Source organism: Staphylococcus sp. B1(2026) (genome assembly GCF_058895785.1).
The window spans coordinates 53,279-69,895 of the sequence record NZ_JBZXTS010000005.1 but is presented as its reverse complement, the minus strand read 5'-3'; the positions used below and the strand labels follow the sequence as shown (position 1 = coordinate 69,895).

Genomic DNA, 16,617 nt, shown 5'->3' with positions numbered 1-16,617 from the left:
CTTTAAACCTTCTTGACCCCCATAGTATTTTGAACTACGCAATGGATACAATTAAATCTAATGACTTAATGTATCTTCTGTCGTCATTGTGCTTTCTTTTTCTTTTTTTAGTACCGGTTCTGTTTTAATTTGACGTCCAGGTAAAGTATATAAATAACCTTTAATCCCTTCTTTAATACTTTCAGCATAAATATCTTGATAAATAGGATTAGATAACATGTATTCATCAGTTGGATTATTCATATATCCACCTTCTAATAAAATAGCTGGAATTTTACTAAATGCCGTAACTTGAAGCGGTTCTTGCTTAACACCACGATTAAATAATGGCATACGCGCACCAATAGCATTACTAACATATTGTGCTAACACTTGACTATCATCATCTTTTGAATAATAAGTTGTGAAACCACTAACTGTTCCTACTTTATTAGGAGATGAATCGAAATGAATACTTATATAAGCTGAAGCACCGCTTTCTAATTCTGGTGTATTACGGTCATCTAACGATACATAATAATCATCAGTTCTTGTTAATCTAACTGTAAAACCTTCTTGCTCAAATTTATTTTTAATTAAATTAGCTACTAATAAAGTAATATCCTTTTCTTGATTATTACGATTACCTATAGCCCCTGAATCTTTTCCACCATGACCTGGATCTAATACAATGATATATTGTTTAATTTGTTCATCTAAAATTTCTTCTGGACTTTTAACATTTGCATTCGTTTTCCAACCAGCAATCCAACCATTAAGACTACCATCTACTTCAACATAAAACCATGTATCTGTTTTATCAATAATACGATATTGTTTATCTTTATCTACAACTTTAGCTAAAGAAGGATAAGACATCCCTGGACCTGTTCGTACATCCATTTGTTCTTTAACAATAACATACTGTCTAGTTTTAGACGCTTGATTCTCTTTATAAGATTTTAATGTTTGATCTCCTAAAATAATCATTATTACTAGAATAATAATTCCTAGAAATAACATCATTATTTTTTTAGGATTTCTTGGTGTTATCATTCTCCAAAAATTCATGCGTATTTTAGGTCTTTTAATTCTTCTCATTATGGTATATCTCCTTAGACAATCTATCATACGTAATTGTGACGGGACCGTCATTAATTAATGATACTTGCATATTTTCTCCAAATCTACCTTTTTGCACTTCTATACCATATTTCTCTAATTGTTGATTAAAATAATGATATAAGTCATATGCACGCTCACCGCTTGCTGCTTGGTTATAACTTGGACGATGACCTTTGTGAACATTAGCAAATAGTGTGAATTGAGAAATAGATAAAATTTGACCATGAACGTCTAATAATGACAGATTCATCTTTCCTTGATGATCTTCAAAAATACGACTATGTACTATTTTATAAGCTAAATAATCTGCATCCGCTTCACTAGATAATTGATGAATACCGACAAGTAAGCATAAACCTTTATTAATCGAACCTATTGTTTCATCATTCACCAATACTGATGCTTTAGCTACACGTTGTACAATAACTTTCATAAAATATCCTTTCTAATTAATAACTCTTGTAACCGCGTATACATCTGATACTTGTTTAATTTTTTCAACTACAGATTGTAATTCATGTATATTATGAATCATTACAGTTAAACTAATCGTACAAATTTTATTATGATCTACACGTGCATTCAATTTTGCAATACTCGCACGTGATTCATTAATTTTCATTAGTACTTCATTTAAAACAGCTGTTCTATCAAAAGTAGAAACCTCTAAAGATGCAAAAAAGGACTTATTATTTAAAGTTTGTACCCATTGGACAGGTAAGATGCGTGCTTTATCTTCATTTTTGACATTTGGACAATCACTTCTATGTACGGTAATTCCTCGGCCTTTTGTTACAAAACCAGTAATCTCATCTCCTGGAATTGGATTACAACATTTTGACAATCTAATTAATAAATTATCAATCCCAGGTACATATACGCCTGATTCTGTACGAATATTTTGATGTTCTAGTTCAGCATTCATTAATTTTTCAACTTGTTGCTCTTTCATACGTTGACGACGTTCTTTTTCTGTCAAACGAGCGACAACTTGAGTCACTGACACACCACCAAAACCAACAGCATTATATAAATCAATCACAGCATTAAAATTATAACGTTCGGCGACATTCATTAACATTTCATCTGTCATATAATGATCTACATCAAATTTTAATTCTTTTAATTCTTTGATAATTAAATCTCGACCCTTGTCTATATTAACACTACGCTCTTGTTTTTTAAAATATGATTTTATTTTATTTTTTGTTTGTAATGATTTAACAATTTTTAACCAATCACTACTTGGTCCATAAGAATGTTTAGAAGTTTTTACTTCTACAATATCACCAGTATACAGTGGTTGATCTAAAGAGACAATGCGACCGTTCACTTTAGCACCGACTACTTTATTACCTACTTCAGAATGAATAGCATAAGCAAAATCAATACTATTAGCACCACTCGGTAATTCTATAATATCACTACTAGGTGTGAAAACATAAATTTTGTCACTCAATAAATCACCCTTTAATGTAGCAATAAATTCTTCAGCATTTTCATCCATAGTAGAATTATTTTCTAACATATTTTTGAACCAGCCTAATTTTTGGTCGAAACTATTTTTATTCGATACTTGTTTTCCTTCTTTATAAGCCCAATGCGCCGCAACTCCTTTTTCAGCGATTTCATGCATTTCATAAGTTCTAATTTGCACTTCTAAAGGATCTCCATTTGGACCTACAACGGTCGTATGTAATGATTGATACATATTGGGTTTTGGCATAGCAATATAATCTTTAAATCTTCCAGGAATAGGCGTCCATAAAGTATGCACTAAACCTAATATTGCATAACAATCTGTAATAGAATTTACTAACACACGAATAGCTAATAAGTCATAAATTTGATCAAATTGTTTGTTTTGTTTGACCATCTTTTTATAAATACTATAAATATGTTTAGGTCGACCGGTAACATTACCTTCAATGTGAAATTTATTTAATTCATTATGAATTGATTGAATTGCTGAATCAATATATGTTTCACGTTGTGAACGCTTTTGTTTCATTTGTTGTACAATTCTAAAATATTGTTGTGGATACAAATATCTTAATGCCGTATCTTCTAATTCCCATTTAATAGAACTCATCCCTAAACGATGCGCTAAAGGTGCATAAATTTCTAAAGTTTCTCGAGAAATTAAACGTTGTTTTTCTGGTTTCATATATTTTAAAGTACGCATATTATGTAATCTATCCGCTAATTTAACTAAAATTACACGAATATCTTTCGTAATAGCTACAAATAATTTACGATGATTTTCGGCTTGTTGTTCTTCTTTTGAACGATATTTAACTTTATCTAATTTTGTTACGCCTTCAACAATGACAGCAACTTCTTCACCAAATAGTGAGGCTAAATCTTCTTTTGTATACAATGTATCTTCTACAACATCATGTAAAAATCCCGCTATAATCGTTGCCGCATCTAATTTTAATTCTGCTAAAATAGCAGCAACTTGAACAGGATGTAAAATATAAGGTTCGCCAGATTTTCGGAATTGACCTTCATGGGCTTGTTCAGCAAGTTCATACGCTTTCTTTACTAATAATTGTTGTGCTTTTGGTAAATAGGTTTGAGTTATTTTAAAAACATCATCTTTTGTATACGGATATTCATTAGACATTATGTTCACCCCTTTAATACATTTTCAATAAATTTGGCTATTTATTTGTTAATTTTAGCATATATTTTTAATTCTGTATATCTTCTAAATTATTAAAAATAGAGATAAAATCAGTCTTTTTAAGGATTGCTTTTATCTCTATTTTAAAATTCATTATTGAAAAAATAAAAATTCTTTATTACATTTTCAACAATGTAAACACATCATAATTTTCTAACTTCGACATACCATCTAAACCATCTAATTCAATTAAAAAAGCAATACCTACAACTATACCACCTAATTTTTCAACTAATTTAATTGATGCTTCAATTGTGCCACCAGTTGCTAATAAATCATCTGTAATTAATACTCTTTGCCCTGGTTTAATTGCATCTTTGTGCATTGTTAAAACATTTGAACCGTACTCTAAATCATATTCATATGTTTCTACTTCGCGTGGTAATTTACCAGGTTTACGAACTGGAATAAAACCAATACCAAGTTCATAAGCTACTGGACAACCAATAATAAAACCACGTGCTTCTGGTCCTACAATCACGTCTACTTCTTTAGATTTGGCAAAATTAACAATTTGTTGTGTTGCATATTTATATGCATCACCATCTGCCATTAATGGCGTAATATCTTTAAAATTGATACCTTCTTTCGGCCAATCTTGTACTAATGCGATATATTGTTCTAAATTCATGTTCTATCCTCTTTTATCGTTAAAATATTAGTATTTACGTAGTTGATAATATCATCTTTTTTACTAAATAGCAATAATTGTTCAATCTCTATTCTATCTTGTCTTTCTTTATAACTTGGTGAAGCGAATAGAGTAGTTTTTAATTCTGAAGCATTTACAGTAATTTCACCATTACGTACTGTAATAAATTCTAATTCATAAAATACTTTCAACATGAACTTCAACTGATTAACTGTTACTTTTAAATATTGACATATTTTTTGACCTTGATGATTCAAATTTAATTTTTCATTTTGTTTCAAAATTTTATAAAGCATAGCAAATTGCTCTCTTTTTGGTAGGCCTTCATAATAGGCAATATAATTTTCTCTCAATACTAAATAAATTTGTTTAGGCTTAATTGTTTGTAGTACTGTTTTAAATTGAGCCATAGATTCAGGTAGCTCCATTAAAAATAAAATATCATATGTTTGTTGTTTATTTAATAATTGTTCATATGTCATACCTTGTTCTAAATCTTGTCGATATATTTGAACCATTTGTTGCCCTTGCGGTAAGACAATATTTTTTTTATTTCGGAAGTCAACAAAATATTGTTGTATTTTATCTATGTCTATCATCATTAATTGTAATTTTGTTTTATTATTCCAAGTATTTGTTGATAATTCTGCAATAATATTTAGCTCATCTTCATTAGAAATATAATCTTGTAAATAACCTTTATTAAAAGCTAAACATTCTATCTTATTATCATTAATGACTAAAGATAGTTTCATATGTTCTTTTTGACCACCCATCGTAATCACTTTATTAACTAATGATTTTTCTAATAAATTTTTAGGTTTTGGAAAGCCAAAACCAAATGGTTTTAATAAATTCATTTCTTGATATAATTCAGTTGATAATTGTTCAGCATCCAATACAATATCAATATTTATTGATGGTCTAATATCCACACCTGTTTCAAGAATCGCTTTCATCGCATTGTCCAATTCATCATGTAACTGTGGTAAGTTTTCAGGTAATAATGATAAACCAGCAGCCATAGGATGACCACCAAATTTTAGTAACAATTTAGCTTGTTGTGCTAAGTGATGATAAATATGAAAAGCTGAAATACTACGTGCTGATCCTTTTAATAGCTCACCTTTATGACTTAACACAATAACTGGTCTTTGATAACGTTCAATAATTTTAGATGCCACAATGCCTAGCACACCCTCATTCCAGTCAGCATGACTAACAATAAAAACTTCTCTACCTTGCTGCTTCTGTTTTTCTACTTGTTCTAAAGCTGCTAAAGTAATATTAGTCACAATTTCTTTACGTTTAAGATTATAATTATCAATTAGCTCTACTAATTGTTTAGCCTGTAGCTCATCTTGCGTCATTAATAATTCTAAAGCCGGTAAAGCACTATCTAAACGTCCAACTGCATTTAATTGAGGTCCAATAATGAAGCCAATCGTTTCTTCATCTATTTTATTAAAATCAACATTATTTTTTACTAATAATTCACTAATACCTAATCTAGGGTACTCGCTACATAGCATCAAGCCTCTTTTCACAAAAAAACGATTCTCATCAAGTAAACTCACCATATCTGCAATAGTCCCTATTGCAACTAAATCTAGTAATTCTTCTGGAAAATCGCCTAATAATGCATGTGCTACTTTAAACGCTACACCAACACCAGCTAAATCAGCAAATGGATAATGACCTAATGGATGTTGTGGATGAATAATAGCATACGCATCAGGTAATTCATTGGGTAATTCATGATGATCCGTTACAATAACATCACAATACATCTCTTGTGCATAAGCAATTTCATGATGACCTTGCACACCATTATCTACAGTAATAATTAAAGTAACCCCTTGTTCGATATAAGATTTAAAAATCTCTAAATTTGGACCATAACCTTCTGTAAAACGATTAGGGATAAAATATGTCACATGTGCACCAAGTGTTTCTAATGTTTCAACCATGACTGTTGTTGAAGTCACACCATCAGCATCATAATCTCCATAAACTAAAATTTTTTCTTCATTTTCAATTGCTTGTTCTATACGTTCCACAACTTTGGACATGTCATATAATAAAAATGGATCATGAATTAAATTTTCATCAGGATTTAATAACATTCTAATTTCACGTTCATCTTGAATCCCCCTGTTTAAACAAATTTTTGCAACTACTGGAGATACTTGAAAACGCTCAACAAATGTATTAACTTCTTGTTCTGTATAGTTTGGCTTTACCCATTGATATTGTGCTTGCATTGTTCCTCCTCTATGATTAAAAAAACGAGCCCAATGGGGCTCGTTTTTCACTATTTAGGTGCCTTTTCAATCCACATTGGCAAACGTTCTGCTAACGTTTTGAATCCATAAATTTCTTGTTCTTTTATTTTATCAATTAAAGTATAACGGCGATAATTTTTTTTTCGTTCAAACTTTTTAAAATAATTATTTTCTTTTAAAGTCAAATTTAGTTTACCTGTATCATCAATAGAAAGTACTTTGACACGAATAATTTGACCGACAGATAAATAATTATCAATTTTATCTACAAAATCATCAATAATTTCTGAAATATGAATTAGCCCCTCTTTGCCTTGTTGTGTTTGTACAAAAGCACCATAAGGTTGTATTCCTGTTACCTTTACTTTAATAAATTGGCCAGGATAGATTTGATCTGCCAACTTTAGCGCCTCTTCTCTTTTTTTATCTAGTCATTTCTTTTTAAGAATAACATAAATAAAATCATTTTTCTAGGCTCTAGCATTATCTTAATTAAGAATATTAATTTTTTTTATGACACATGTTTCTTTTGGTTGATCACGGAAGTTTGTTTTAATACGAGCTAATGCGTCTAAAACTTCGAATCCTTCAATAACTTGCCCAAAAACTGTATGTTTATTATCTAACCATGATGTACCACCTTTAGACATATATGCTTTTTGGATTTCTTCATCATATTTTTTTAACATTGCTTTAGATTCTTTTTTGGCTTGTACGATAAAAAATTGACTACCATTTGTATTTGGTCCAGCATTAGCCATTGATAATGCCCCGTAAAAATGGAATAGTTTATTTGAAAATTCATCTTCAAATGTATCTCCCCAAATAGACTCTCCACCCATACCTGTTCCAGTAGGATCTCCACCTTGAATCATAAAATCTTTAATAACACGATGAAAAGTTAAATCATCGTAATAATTATTTTGAATATGTGTTAAGAAATTTTCAACTGTTTTAGGTGCTTCTTGTGGAAATAATTTTATTTTTAAATTTCCTAAATTAGTGATCATTTCTATTAAACGTTCACCTGATAAAACTTCTGTTGTTAATTGAGGGTAATTAGTATTAGTTGTCATAATTAATTTTCTCCTTCTTCATATTGTGTGCCACCATCAACACCAAAATATTCTTCTAAACTTAAATGAGACTGATAGATAGTTTTAGCAATATCTCCTACATAACGAAGATGCCAATCTTCAGGCATATAACCTGTTTGTTCTTCTTTACCTGGTAAATATCTAACAATGAAACCATATTCATGCGCATGTTCTGCTAACCATTCTGCTGCACCATCATTATTTACTGTCCCTAATAAATTACCTTGATGATCTAATAAATCATAAGCTAAACCTGTTTGATGCTCACTATAACCAGGACGTGCTGAATATCTATCAGCTGCAGCAACGCCATCACGACTAACATAATCATTATACAACTGAGCTTGTTGTTCATATGAGCGATAGCCACTATATTGATTACTTACATCAAATCCTTGTTGTTGCATATCAGCGATAATTTTTAACAATTGTGCTTTTGCTTCTGGATTTTCACCGGGTGCATAATTAGATGATAATGGATATTTTTTATTTACAATAATGATTTTATTCCCCATTTCATCCATCACATATTTATAATCTTTATCTTGTAATATCTCTGTTGACATAATAGATGATGTTGATTCCTGATTGTTATCTTCTACATTGTCATGATCTTCTTCAATTAATACTTCATGATCTGATACATTTTTATCATTAGATGATGTTTCCATAGGTTGAGAATTACAAGCACTACACATTAATACGACTAGACCTAGTATTAAACGATATTTCATGATAACCTCCTAAATATACTGACTAACGATTGCTATTTTATTTTGTAATTCTGTTATTTTTAATTGATGTTGTAAATTATTAGCATCTAATTTTTGTAAAATTCTGTGCCACTCTGTCATTTCACGTTGCCACTTCATTTTAAAAGCTATATTATTTGATTGTTTAATTAAATATGGCCCCATTAGCAATTCACTTTCATTTAATTGCATTGTTCCTTTTTTAGCTACAATAATTTCATAAATATGACCATCTTCTTCAAGAATTAATTCATTATCAATTTGATAATGATTTGACATTAGCCATTGTCTAACAATTTTAGCATTTAAATTTGGTTGTAAAATCAATTGTGGATAATGTTGTAAGAACATTTTTCCTTGTTCTAAAATATTAACAATTAAACTACCACCCATACCGCAAATTGTCACTGTGTCAACAGCTACTTCATTTTCTAAAACTGATAAACCATTACCTTTTTTCACTTTAATTTGATGTGTCATATTATAATGTTCAACATTTTGACAAGCTGCTTGATAAGGCCCATCTACAACCTCACCTGCAATGGCAAAATTTATCAAATTATTTTTAATGGCATAAATAGGTAAATAAGCATGGTCCGAACCGATATCAGCTAAGGATTGTCCTTCTATCAATTGCGCCACTTGATATAATCTATTTTTCAATTCAATAGTTAATAGTGATTTACGCATCGTGATATGTTCTATCCCGGCATCTAAAAAAATATCAGATGAAATTTCATGATAGCCTAAACGTTGATAAAAGCCTGTAGCTTTTATTTGTGCATCTAATTGTGTTATGTACAAATTGGCTTTTCTAGCTAATTGCTCAAGTAATAAAATGATCTCTTTACCGTATCCTTTATGACGATATAAAGGATGTACACAAATTCTTTGCAATTTTGCCACAGTATCATTAACGATGCGATAGCGCCCAACAGCAACAACTTCATTATTATCCATGATCATGACATGTGTACAATCACTTGTTAAATTATCAAATTGATCATATTCTAAGTTCTCATCAATACCTTGTTCCTCAATAAATACTTTTCTTCTTAATTGTAATGCTTGTTTTAATTGTTCTTCTGTTGTAATGACTATTTTTTCCATGATTATCCTCTTATAAAACAGGTTTTAATAGTGCTGACCATGTTTCACAGTTTTCAATATCTTTAAATTGTTCTGATGGCATCCAAACTATTTGCAATGTGTCATCTTCTTTTTCAAAAATTGTTGTCTTATCATCTACTATATACTGATAAACAATTCCTAAATGTACACGACCTACTTCATTACTATCATCATTAATTAAACCAATAAATGTTAATTGTTCTTGTGATTGTTCTTGATTGATACCAATTTCTTCTACTAATTCTCTTATTGCATTTTCTTTTAATTGTTGTTCAATTGACATCTCTGAAGTTACTTCATTCATATGACCACCAACACCAATTGATGATTTACCGTGTAAACGTTGTTCACCACCACCTGATAAACGTGTATAAACTAAAATATGATTAGCTCGATCCTTTACAATGACATAACTAATTAATTGTTTAAACTGACTATCTTCTTCCATATCACCACGTCTTTTAACTTCATAATGTGAAAAATTATTGATAATTTGCTTAACGCGTTCATCTTTGGCATCTAAAAACCCATGAAAATTTAATGCTTCATTATTAAATAATGTTGATCTATTCACTACTAATATTTGTTCATCCCATTTGCTCATAAAAACACTCCTATTGTTAAAATTATAATTTTTTCGATAAATAAGTGTAACTATTTACAATAATTAAACTACCTATTATCACTGATGCTAAAATATCACTCGGATAATGTACGCCAAGATACAATCTAGTGATCATAATTGCAATAATATATAGCACGCCTATTATAACTATTACATGCTGCTGCTTATTTGGATACATCTTATTAATAAATAGCCAAATAATATATACCATAATTATCGCTGACAATGTATGTCCACTCGGAAAACTAAAATCATGTTGCAATACTGACATAGTGACCGGTCTTGGTCGATGCGTAATAATTTTCATCACATAGAATATCAGTGAACTAAGTAATAAAGGTATTGGTAATAGCCAAGGTATTTGACGCTTATTAACATAATAAATGCTCATTAAAACGATCAACATTATACTATAATAAATAATTGATACACTATTTGTTAAACATATCATCCATTTTGTTAAATGAAATTCTCTAATATTAGCAATCGTTTGTAAAATATTCGTTTCAAATCTTGTTGCCATATCAGTAAATTGCCAAATAATCAAGAGACCTAACAAAATAATTAATAAGGTATTTATCTTATTTTTTTGCATTGATTATCTCCACGATTTTATCACCTAATTGTTCAGCTGTATAACTTATTTGATAATTTTCCATATTTTCTTTAATCTGTTGATATTCTGAAATGAATTGATTAAACATTTCATTAAATTGAGTAGCATTTAACTGTTCTTCTTGTAGTACTAAAGCAAAACCTTGTTCTTTAAATGCTTGTGCATTTAAAATTTGATCACCTCTACTTTGATTCATACCTAATGGAATAAGCAACATTGGAATTTTCAAAGCCAACAACTCATAAATTGCATTGGCACCTGCACGTGAAATAGCAATATCTGTGATTGATAAAATATCATTTAACTCTTCTGCAACGAATTCATACTGCACATAGCCAGGTCTTGTTAATGTATCATCTTTCAAATTTTTACCAGTTAAATGAATAACTTGATAAGAGTTTAATAACGTATCTAAGTTTTGACGAATCACCTCATTAAGTATACTTGAGCCTAACGATCCTCCCATTACTAACAAAATAGGTTTATCTGGAGATAATTTAGTAAATTGATATCCACGTTGTTGATGACCATCATATAAATTTTGACGAATCACTGCACCTACATATTCTGCTTTATTACTCGGTAAATAATTTTCTGTTTGTTTAAATGTCGTAAAAATAGTATTTGCAAATTTAATATTAATTTTATTCGCTAAACCTGGTGTTACGTCTGATTCATGTAAAATAATAGGAATTTTTAATAATTTAGCTGCAATACCTACAGGAACACTTACAAATCCACCTTTTGAAAAAACAACTTGTGGTCTTTGTCGTTTTAAAATGCGCCATGCATCATAGATACCTTTGACTACTTTAAATGGATCAATAAAATTTTCCCACGAAAAATACCTTCTTAGTTTACCACTAGAAATACTGTAATAAGGGATGTCTGTATTTTCTTGCACCATTTCTTTTTCAATACCAGATTTCGAACCAATGTAAGCTATCTCATAACCTTGTTTTTTAAAATAAGGGATTAGAGCGATATTTACAGATACATGCCCCATTGATCCGCCACCTGTAAAAATTATTTTTTTTGTCATTATTATTTGCTCACTTTCATTTGCATTCTTTTATATCATATCAAAGCTAGAGAAAGATTACTAGTATCATCTCATCAGAATCAATGATAATTAAATGAATAGTTTAACACTATCAAGACCTTGAATATAAAACGAATCAGCAATTAGCACTTGTAAAAACAAGTACTGACTACTGATTAATTTTTAATGCTTATTCAATTTCATATTGAATTGACTATACTAAAAATCCCATTGGAATGAAAATAATCAAATCATAAACAATATGTGTAACAATCCCACCCCATAAACTGTTCGCTTTTAACCAAATCCAATTAAATGGTAATCTTGTAAGACCTGTTGCAACTAAACATTGGTACATATTAAAATCATAAGCATTTACATGCATTAAAGCAAAAATCAAAGCATCTATAATTGAAGCAATCCACCAAGCTTTTATAATAGTCATTGTTTTAGATAGAAGTGTAAAAATAGGAAATGTAAAAGCTGCGGTAATTACTTCTTCACCGACTAAAGAAATACAAATAAATATTAATGAAATAATTTTTTCCATAGTACTGCCATTCCCTAAAGCACAATTAGCTACTGCTGTATAACCTAATAGATTTGCTCCTAATGAGATGAATAATGTAGATAAAGCTACTGGAATTACCCAAAACCAACTACTTTTAGTCATTTTTCCTATTGAAATCATAAAGATTTTAAAATTAAATTGTAAAATTATTGCGATAGCCCCTGTAATAAGCAAAGAAAAATAAGGTAATTTACCGGGTAATATATGCGTAATCCCACCTATCATTCCTAATATAATTACAACAATCGATAAAATAGAATATTTTGACAACCTTGCTTCACTTAAAACTTTTAACATTATTATTCTCCTTAAATAAATTATAACTAAATATAACAAGAGAATGCTATTTAACAATGTATCTGCTCATGACTCGACAAATTATTGAGGTATTTGTTTTATAAAATCTTGAAACATAGTTTTTACTTCTAATTGAATAACTTGATGATCAATATAAATACTTTGATATTTAGGATACTTAGCTAACAAATGACGAAGTATATCTTTGGATGAATAATGATAAATTTGCACCAATAAAGTAGCATATACTTGCCATTCCAAAGGATGACAAGCTAAAAATAATTGTTGTGGATAAATATAACCTATATATGAAGGTAGCTGATTTATTTTCCAGCCTAATTGATATATATTTTTTAATAATTGATGATGTACTGAGCGATTATATTTCAGCGTTTGCATCATATAATTACTTTTTTCTTGATATGTTGCCATTCTTTTTGTCAATGAATATTGATAATTAGTTGTATGTTTAAAAATATCAGTAATAGTGATATCAACTTTATTAAATTTGACATAATTATTAAATAAATCTGACATGGATAAATAATATACGTAATATTTTTTGTGACAATAATTATAAGTTAAAATATAATAGCCCACTTTATTTTTTTGAATAAAATGACGAATAAAACGACTCAATTTAATTTTATGATAATTTATCATAATTAAGTTATCATCTAGTAACCATACAACTTGATACCCACATTTTATATAAAATTGATGTCTTATATTTAACAACTTATAATCAATAACTGATTGTTGAAACTCAATGATATATTGTTCATTAGGCAAACAAATATCGGCAATTCTAACTTGCTCTTTTTCTTTAATACGATATTCAATAGCTACTTTATAATACTTGGCTAAATGTTTAGCAATTTGCTTTTTAGCTTGGTGATGATTAATACTTTCTCCGTTATGATGACTACAATGATTACCTTTTATATGGCTAAAATGTTTTTTAATTTTGATGCCTTTTTTTATCATTAATGCTGCATGACATTGTGGACAATAATATTGTTCTTTGTCAGATGCTTGATTAATATGAATAACTTGTTTATTTTTTGTTATAGCATAAAACATTTTCTCACCTCATAGAATAAATAAACCATAAAATTTTAAATTACTCTTATTAATTTTTTTAAAATAAAAGTCAAATTATATCAAATAAAGTGTAGATTTTTATTTTGATATTGTATATAATAGAAATTGTGAGTAAGTAAAGTTATTCATAAACCATTTGAAAAGGAGTGTGAGATGGATGGTAACATTATTCACGTCACCAAGTTGTACATCTTGCCGTAAAGCAAAAGCATGGTTAATTGAACATAACATTCCGTTTACAGAAAGAAACATTTTTTCAGAAGGGTTAACAATTGATGAAATCAAAGCTATTTTATCAATGACTGAAGAAGGAACTGAAGATATTATTTCTACTCGTTCTAAAACTTTCCAAAAATTAAACATTGATATTGACATTTTATCGTTGCAAGACCTATATAAAATAATTCAAGATAATCCTGGATTATTAAGAAGACCTATTTTAATGGATTCTAAAAGACTACAAGTTGGTTATAACGAAGACGAAATTAGACGCTTTTTACCAAGAAAGGTAAGAACCTTTCAGCTATTAGAAGCACAAGAATTAGTAAAATAATTGCTGATGCAAGCTTTTTTATGAAATATAATTTCATAAAAAAGTTTGTGTTTTTGTATTATATAATAACGGAGGTGTAATTATTGAAATTCGAAAAAATTAACGAATCACATTTAAAATTCTCATTAACTTATGAAGATATCGCATCTCGTGGGTTTCACCAAGAGGAATTATGGCTTAATAAAGAAAAAGGCGAAGAATTTGTCTGGACTATCATAGATGAAGTTGATGAAATAGATAATTTTGATGAAAATGAACCTATCTTTATTCAAGTTTTAGTTAGTGAAAAAGGTATTGACATGATTGTCACACAAGATAATAATTCGAATATTGTTAACCACTTATTTAAATCTACAATCAATCAACGTATCGAAAATTTATCAGATAATATTAAAGAAGAATTAAGTCATTATATCGATAATACTGAAAAAAATATCTCAAAAAAACATGTTAATACTTCACGTAAAGTAATGAAAGCTAATTTAATTATTAAATTTAAAACATTAGATGATTTAATTGATTATTCCCATTATCAAACATTATCTAATGTCATCATGAATGATTTACTTTACGAATGGAATGAACATTATTACTATTATGTCAATTTTGATTTACATCATTTATCACCTTATTTATTAACGCAATTTATTGCACAATCAAGTGAATTTGGAAATATTGTACAATTAGATTTAAGCGTATTAGAAGAATACGGTACATTAATTTTAAAAAATAATGTTATTCAAACATTTAATGAAAATTTTAACAAATAATTTTATTCAAAAAAGAGTTGATAATCTGTTGCATTATCAGCTCTTTTTTATGTTGATTAATCTTTTAAAACATTATCAATTAATTGTTGATTTGATTTAGTTTGTCTAAATGATTTTAATAATTTTTCAGTAATATTATCATCATGTAACATATTTTTTCTGATTTTCCATAATACTTCTTGTGTGGTATTATCTAATAATAATTCTTCTTTACGTGTCGAACTTCGTCGAATATTAATAGCTGGGAAAATACGGCGTTCTGCTAAATTACGATCAAGTTGTAATTCCATATTACCCGTTCCTTTAAATTCTTCATAAATCATATCGTCCATGCGAGAACCTGTTTCTACTAAAGCTGTAGCTAAAATAGTTAATGAACCACCACCTTCAATATTACGTGCTGCACCAAAAAAATGTTTTGGCTTATGTAATGATGCTGGATCTAATCCACCTGATAATATTTTACCACTTGACGGTACTTCTAAATTATAAGCACGTGCTAAACGGGTAATACTATCCATTAAAATAACAACATTTTCACCTAATTCTACTAAACGTTTTGCACGTTCTAATACTAATTCTGCTACCTTAATATGATGACGTGTTGTTTCATCAAAAGTAGAGCTAGCAACTTCTGCATTCGCAACTGAACGTTCTATGTCTGTTACTTCTTCTGGACGTTCGTCAACTAATAAAATTAATAAATGTACATCTGGATGATTTTCACTAATTGCATTTGCAATTTCTTTAATTAAAGTTGTTTTTCCCGCCTTAGGTGGTGCAACAATTAAACCACGTTGCCCAAAACCAATAGGTGCAATTAAATCAATAACACGTGTAGATAAATGTTTCGCTGTCGTTTCTAAACGCATCAGTTTATTAGGATATAATGGAGTTAACGCTTGGAAATGACTACGTTTTTTGACTTCTTCTGCATTACTGCCATTCACAAAATCAACTTGTAATAAGGCATAATATTTTTCATTATCTCTTGGTTTACGTACTTTTCCTTTTACTTTATCACCACGTTTTAATTCAAAACGACGTATTTGAGAAGCAGATACATAAATATCTTTTTCACCAGGTGCATAGTTAACTGTTCGTAAAAAACCATAGCCATCAGGTTGAATATCATCTAAGATACCTTCCATATAGTAATTACCATCTTGTTCCATTTGTTTTTCAAGCACGGCAAGCACTAATTCTTGTTTATTTAAACGACTATAACTCGTTACTTTTAAATCTTTCGCTAATTGTGTTAATTCTTTAGTCGTTTTACCTTTATACAGTTCGTCAAAAGAATTATATTGTTTATCTGTTTTCATTATC

16 protein-coding genes and 1 pseudogene are annotated in these 16,617 nt (G+C 29.2%); 2 read left to right on the top strand and 15 right to left on the bottom strand.

Going from position 1 to position 16,617, the window contains the following annotated elements; genetic code table 11:
- Window positions 1-57 precede the first annotated feature (57 nt).
- The 14 genes and pseudogenes from AC5EAH_RS02050 to AC5EAH_RS01985 all read right to left on the bottom strand — a co-directional run bounded on the left by AC5EAH_RS02050 (window position 58) and on the right by AC5EAH_RS01985 (window position 13,944).
- Entirely contained in the window at window positions 58-1,080 is a 1,023-nt protein-coding gene (locus AC5EAH_RS02050; RefSeq protein WP_493493086.1) for an N-acetylmuramoyl-L-alanine amidase family protein, read from the bottom strand.
- Window positions 1,067-1,537 carry a D-aminoacyl-tRNA deacylase gene (gene dtd / locus AC5EAH_RS02045; RefSeq protein WP_493493085.1) on the bottom strand — a complete coding sequence of 157 codons (471 nt, stop codon included), beginning with the start codon at window positions 1,535-1,537 and terminating at the stop codon, window positions 1,067-1,069. Before dtd ends, AC5EAH_RS02050 begins: the two co-directional genes overlap by 14 nt.
- Window positions 1,538-1,549: 12 nt before the next feature.
- The gene (locus AC5EAH_RS02040) at window positions 1,550-3,733 is read right to left on the bottom strand and encodes a RelA/SpoT family protein (RefSeq protein WP_493493084.1); all 2,184 of its coding nucleotides are present in this window, start codon (window positions 3,731-3,733) and stop codon (window positions 1,550-1,552) included.
- 178 nt (window positions 3,734-3,911) lie between these two features.
- Window positions 3,912-4,424, bottom strand: coding sequence for an adenine phosphoribosyltransferase (locus AC5EAH_RS02035; protein WP_493493083.1), 513 nt, complete (start codon window positions 4,422-4,424; stop codon window positions 3,912-3,914).
- A complete protein-coding gene (recJ, locus tag AC5EAH_RS02030; RefSeq protein WP_493493082.1) occupies window positions 4,421-6,709 on the bottom strand; it encodes a single-stranded-DNA-specific exonuclease RecJ in 2,289 nt (762 codons plus the stop codon). The genes AC5EAH_RS02035 and recJ overlap by 4 nt, the downstream gene beginning before the upstream one ends.
- Window positions 6,710-6,759: 50 nt before the next feature.
- Window positions 6,760-7,134, bottom strand: a pseudogene (locus tag AC5EAH_RS02025) (S1 RNA-binding domain-containing protein); the annotation flags it as partial.
- Window positions 7,135-7,218: 84 nt separating this feature from the next.
- The gene (locus AC5EAH_RS02020; RefSeq protein WP_493493081.1) at window positions 7,219-7,806 is read right to left on the bottom strand and encodes a peptidylprolyl isomerase; all 588 of its coding nucleotides are present in this window, start codon (window positions 7,804-7,806) and stop codon (window positions 7,219-7,221) included.
- Between the two features lie 2 nt (window positions 7,807-7,808).
- A complete protein-coding gene (gene ldcB / locus AC5EAH_RS02015) occupies window positions 7,809-8,561 on the bottom strand; it encodes an LD-carboxypeptidase LdcB/DacB (RefSeq protein ID WP_493493080.1) in 753 nt (250 codons plus the stop codon).
- Window positions 8,562-8,570: 9 nt separating this feature from the next.
- On the bottom strand, window positions 8,571-9,689 hold the full coding sequence (locus AC5EAH_RS02010) for a tRNA (adenine(22)-N(1))-methyltransferase TrmK (protein ID WP_493493079.1): 1,119 nt from the start codon (window positions 9,687-9,689) through the stop codon (window positions 8,571-8,573).
- 10 nt (window positions 9,690-9,699) lie between these two features.
- Window positions 9,700-10,314, bottom strand: a complete 615-nt coding sequence (locus AC5EAH_RS02005) for an NUDIX domain-containing protein (RefSeq protein ID WP_493493078.1) — start codon at window positions 10,312-10,314, stop codon at window positions 9,700-9,702.
- 22 nt (window positions 10,315-10,336) lie between these two features.
- Window positions 10,337-10,930 carry a phosphatase PAP2 family protein gene (locus AC5EAH_RS02000; RefSeq protein ID WP_493493077.1) on the bottom strand — a complete coding sequence of 198 codons (594 nt, stop codon included), beginning with the start codon at window positions 10,928-10,930 and terminating at the stop codon, window positions 10,337-10,339.
- A complete protein-coding gene (gene murG / locus AC5EAH_RS01995) occupies window positions 10,917-11,993 on the bottom strand; it encodes an undecaprenyldiphospho-muramoylpentapeptide beta-N-acetylglucosaminyltransferase (RefSeq protein ID WP_493493076.1) in 1,077 nt (358 codons plus the stop codon). The genes AC5EAH_RS02000 and murG overlap by 14 nt, the downstream gene beginning before the upstream one ends.
- Before the next feature lie 214 nt (window positions 11,994-12,207).
- On the bottom strand, window positions 12,208-12,861 hold the full coding sequence (locus AC5EAH_RS01990) for a CPBP family glutamic-type intramembrane protease (RefSeq protein ID WP_493493075.1): 654 nt from the start codon (window positions 12,859-12,861) through the stop codon (window positions 12,208-12,210).
- Between the two features lie 81 nt (window positions 12,862-12,942).
- Window positions 12,943-13,944 carry a competence protein CoiA gene (locus AC5EAH_RS01985; RefSeq protein WP_493493074.1) on the bottom strand — a complete coding sequence of 334 codons (1,002 nt, stop codon included), beginning with the start codon at window positions 13,942-13,944 and terminating at the stop codon, window positions 12,943-12,945.
- Window positions 13,945-14,122: 178 nt separating this feature from the next.
- On the opposite strand from AC5EAH_RS01985, the gene spxA reads away from it, so the two are divergent.
- Together spxA and AC5EAH_RS01975 are read left to right on the top strand one after the other, a co-directional pair.
- Window positions 14,123-14,518, top strand: a complete 396-nt coding sequence (gene spxA, locus AC5EAH_RS01980; protein WP_493493073.1) for a transcriptional regulator SpxA — start codon at window positions 14,123-14,125, stop codon at window positions 14,516-14,518.
- An 83-nt stretch (window positions 14,519-14,601) separates the two neighbouring features.
- Window positions 14,602-15,288, top strand: coding sequence for an adaptor protein MecA (locus AC5EAH_RS01975; RefSeq protein ID WP_493493072.1), 687 nt, complete (start codon window positions 14,602-14,604; stop codon window positions 15,286-15,288).
- A 56-nt stretch (window positions 15,289-15,344) separates the two neighbouring features.
- Here the strand turns inward: AC5EAH_RS01975 and rho are convergent, their stop codons facing one another.
- Window positions 15,345-16,613: a transcription termination factor Rho gene (gene rho / locus AC5EAH_RS01970; RefSeq protein WP_493493071.1), complete on the bottom strand. Its 1,269-nt coding sequence runs from the start codon at window positions 16,611-16,613 to the stop codon at window positions 15,345-15,347.
- Window positions 16,614-16,617: the final 4 nt, after the last annotated feature.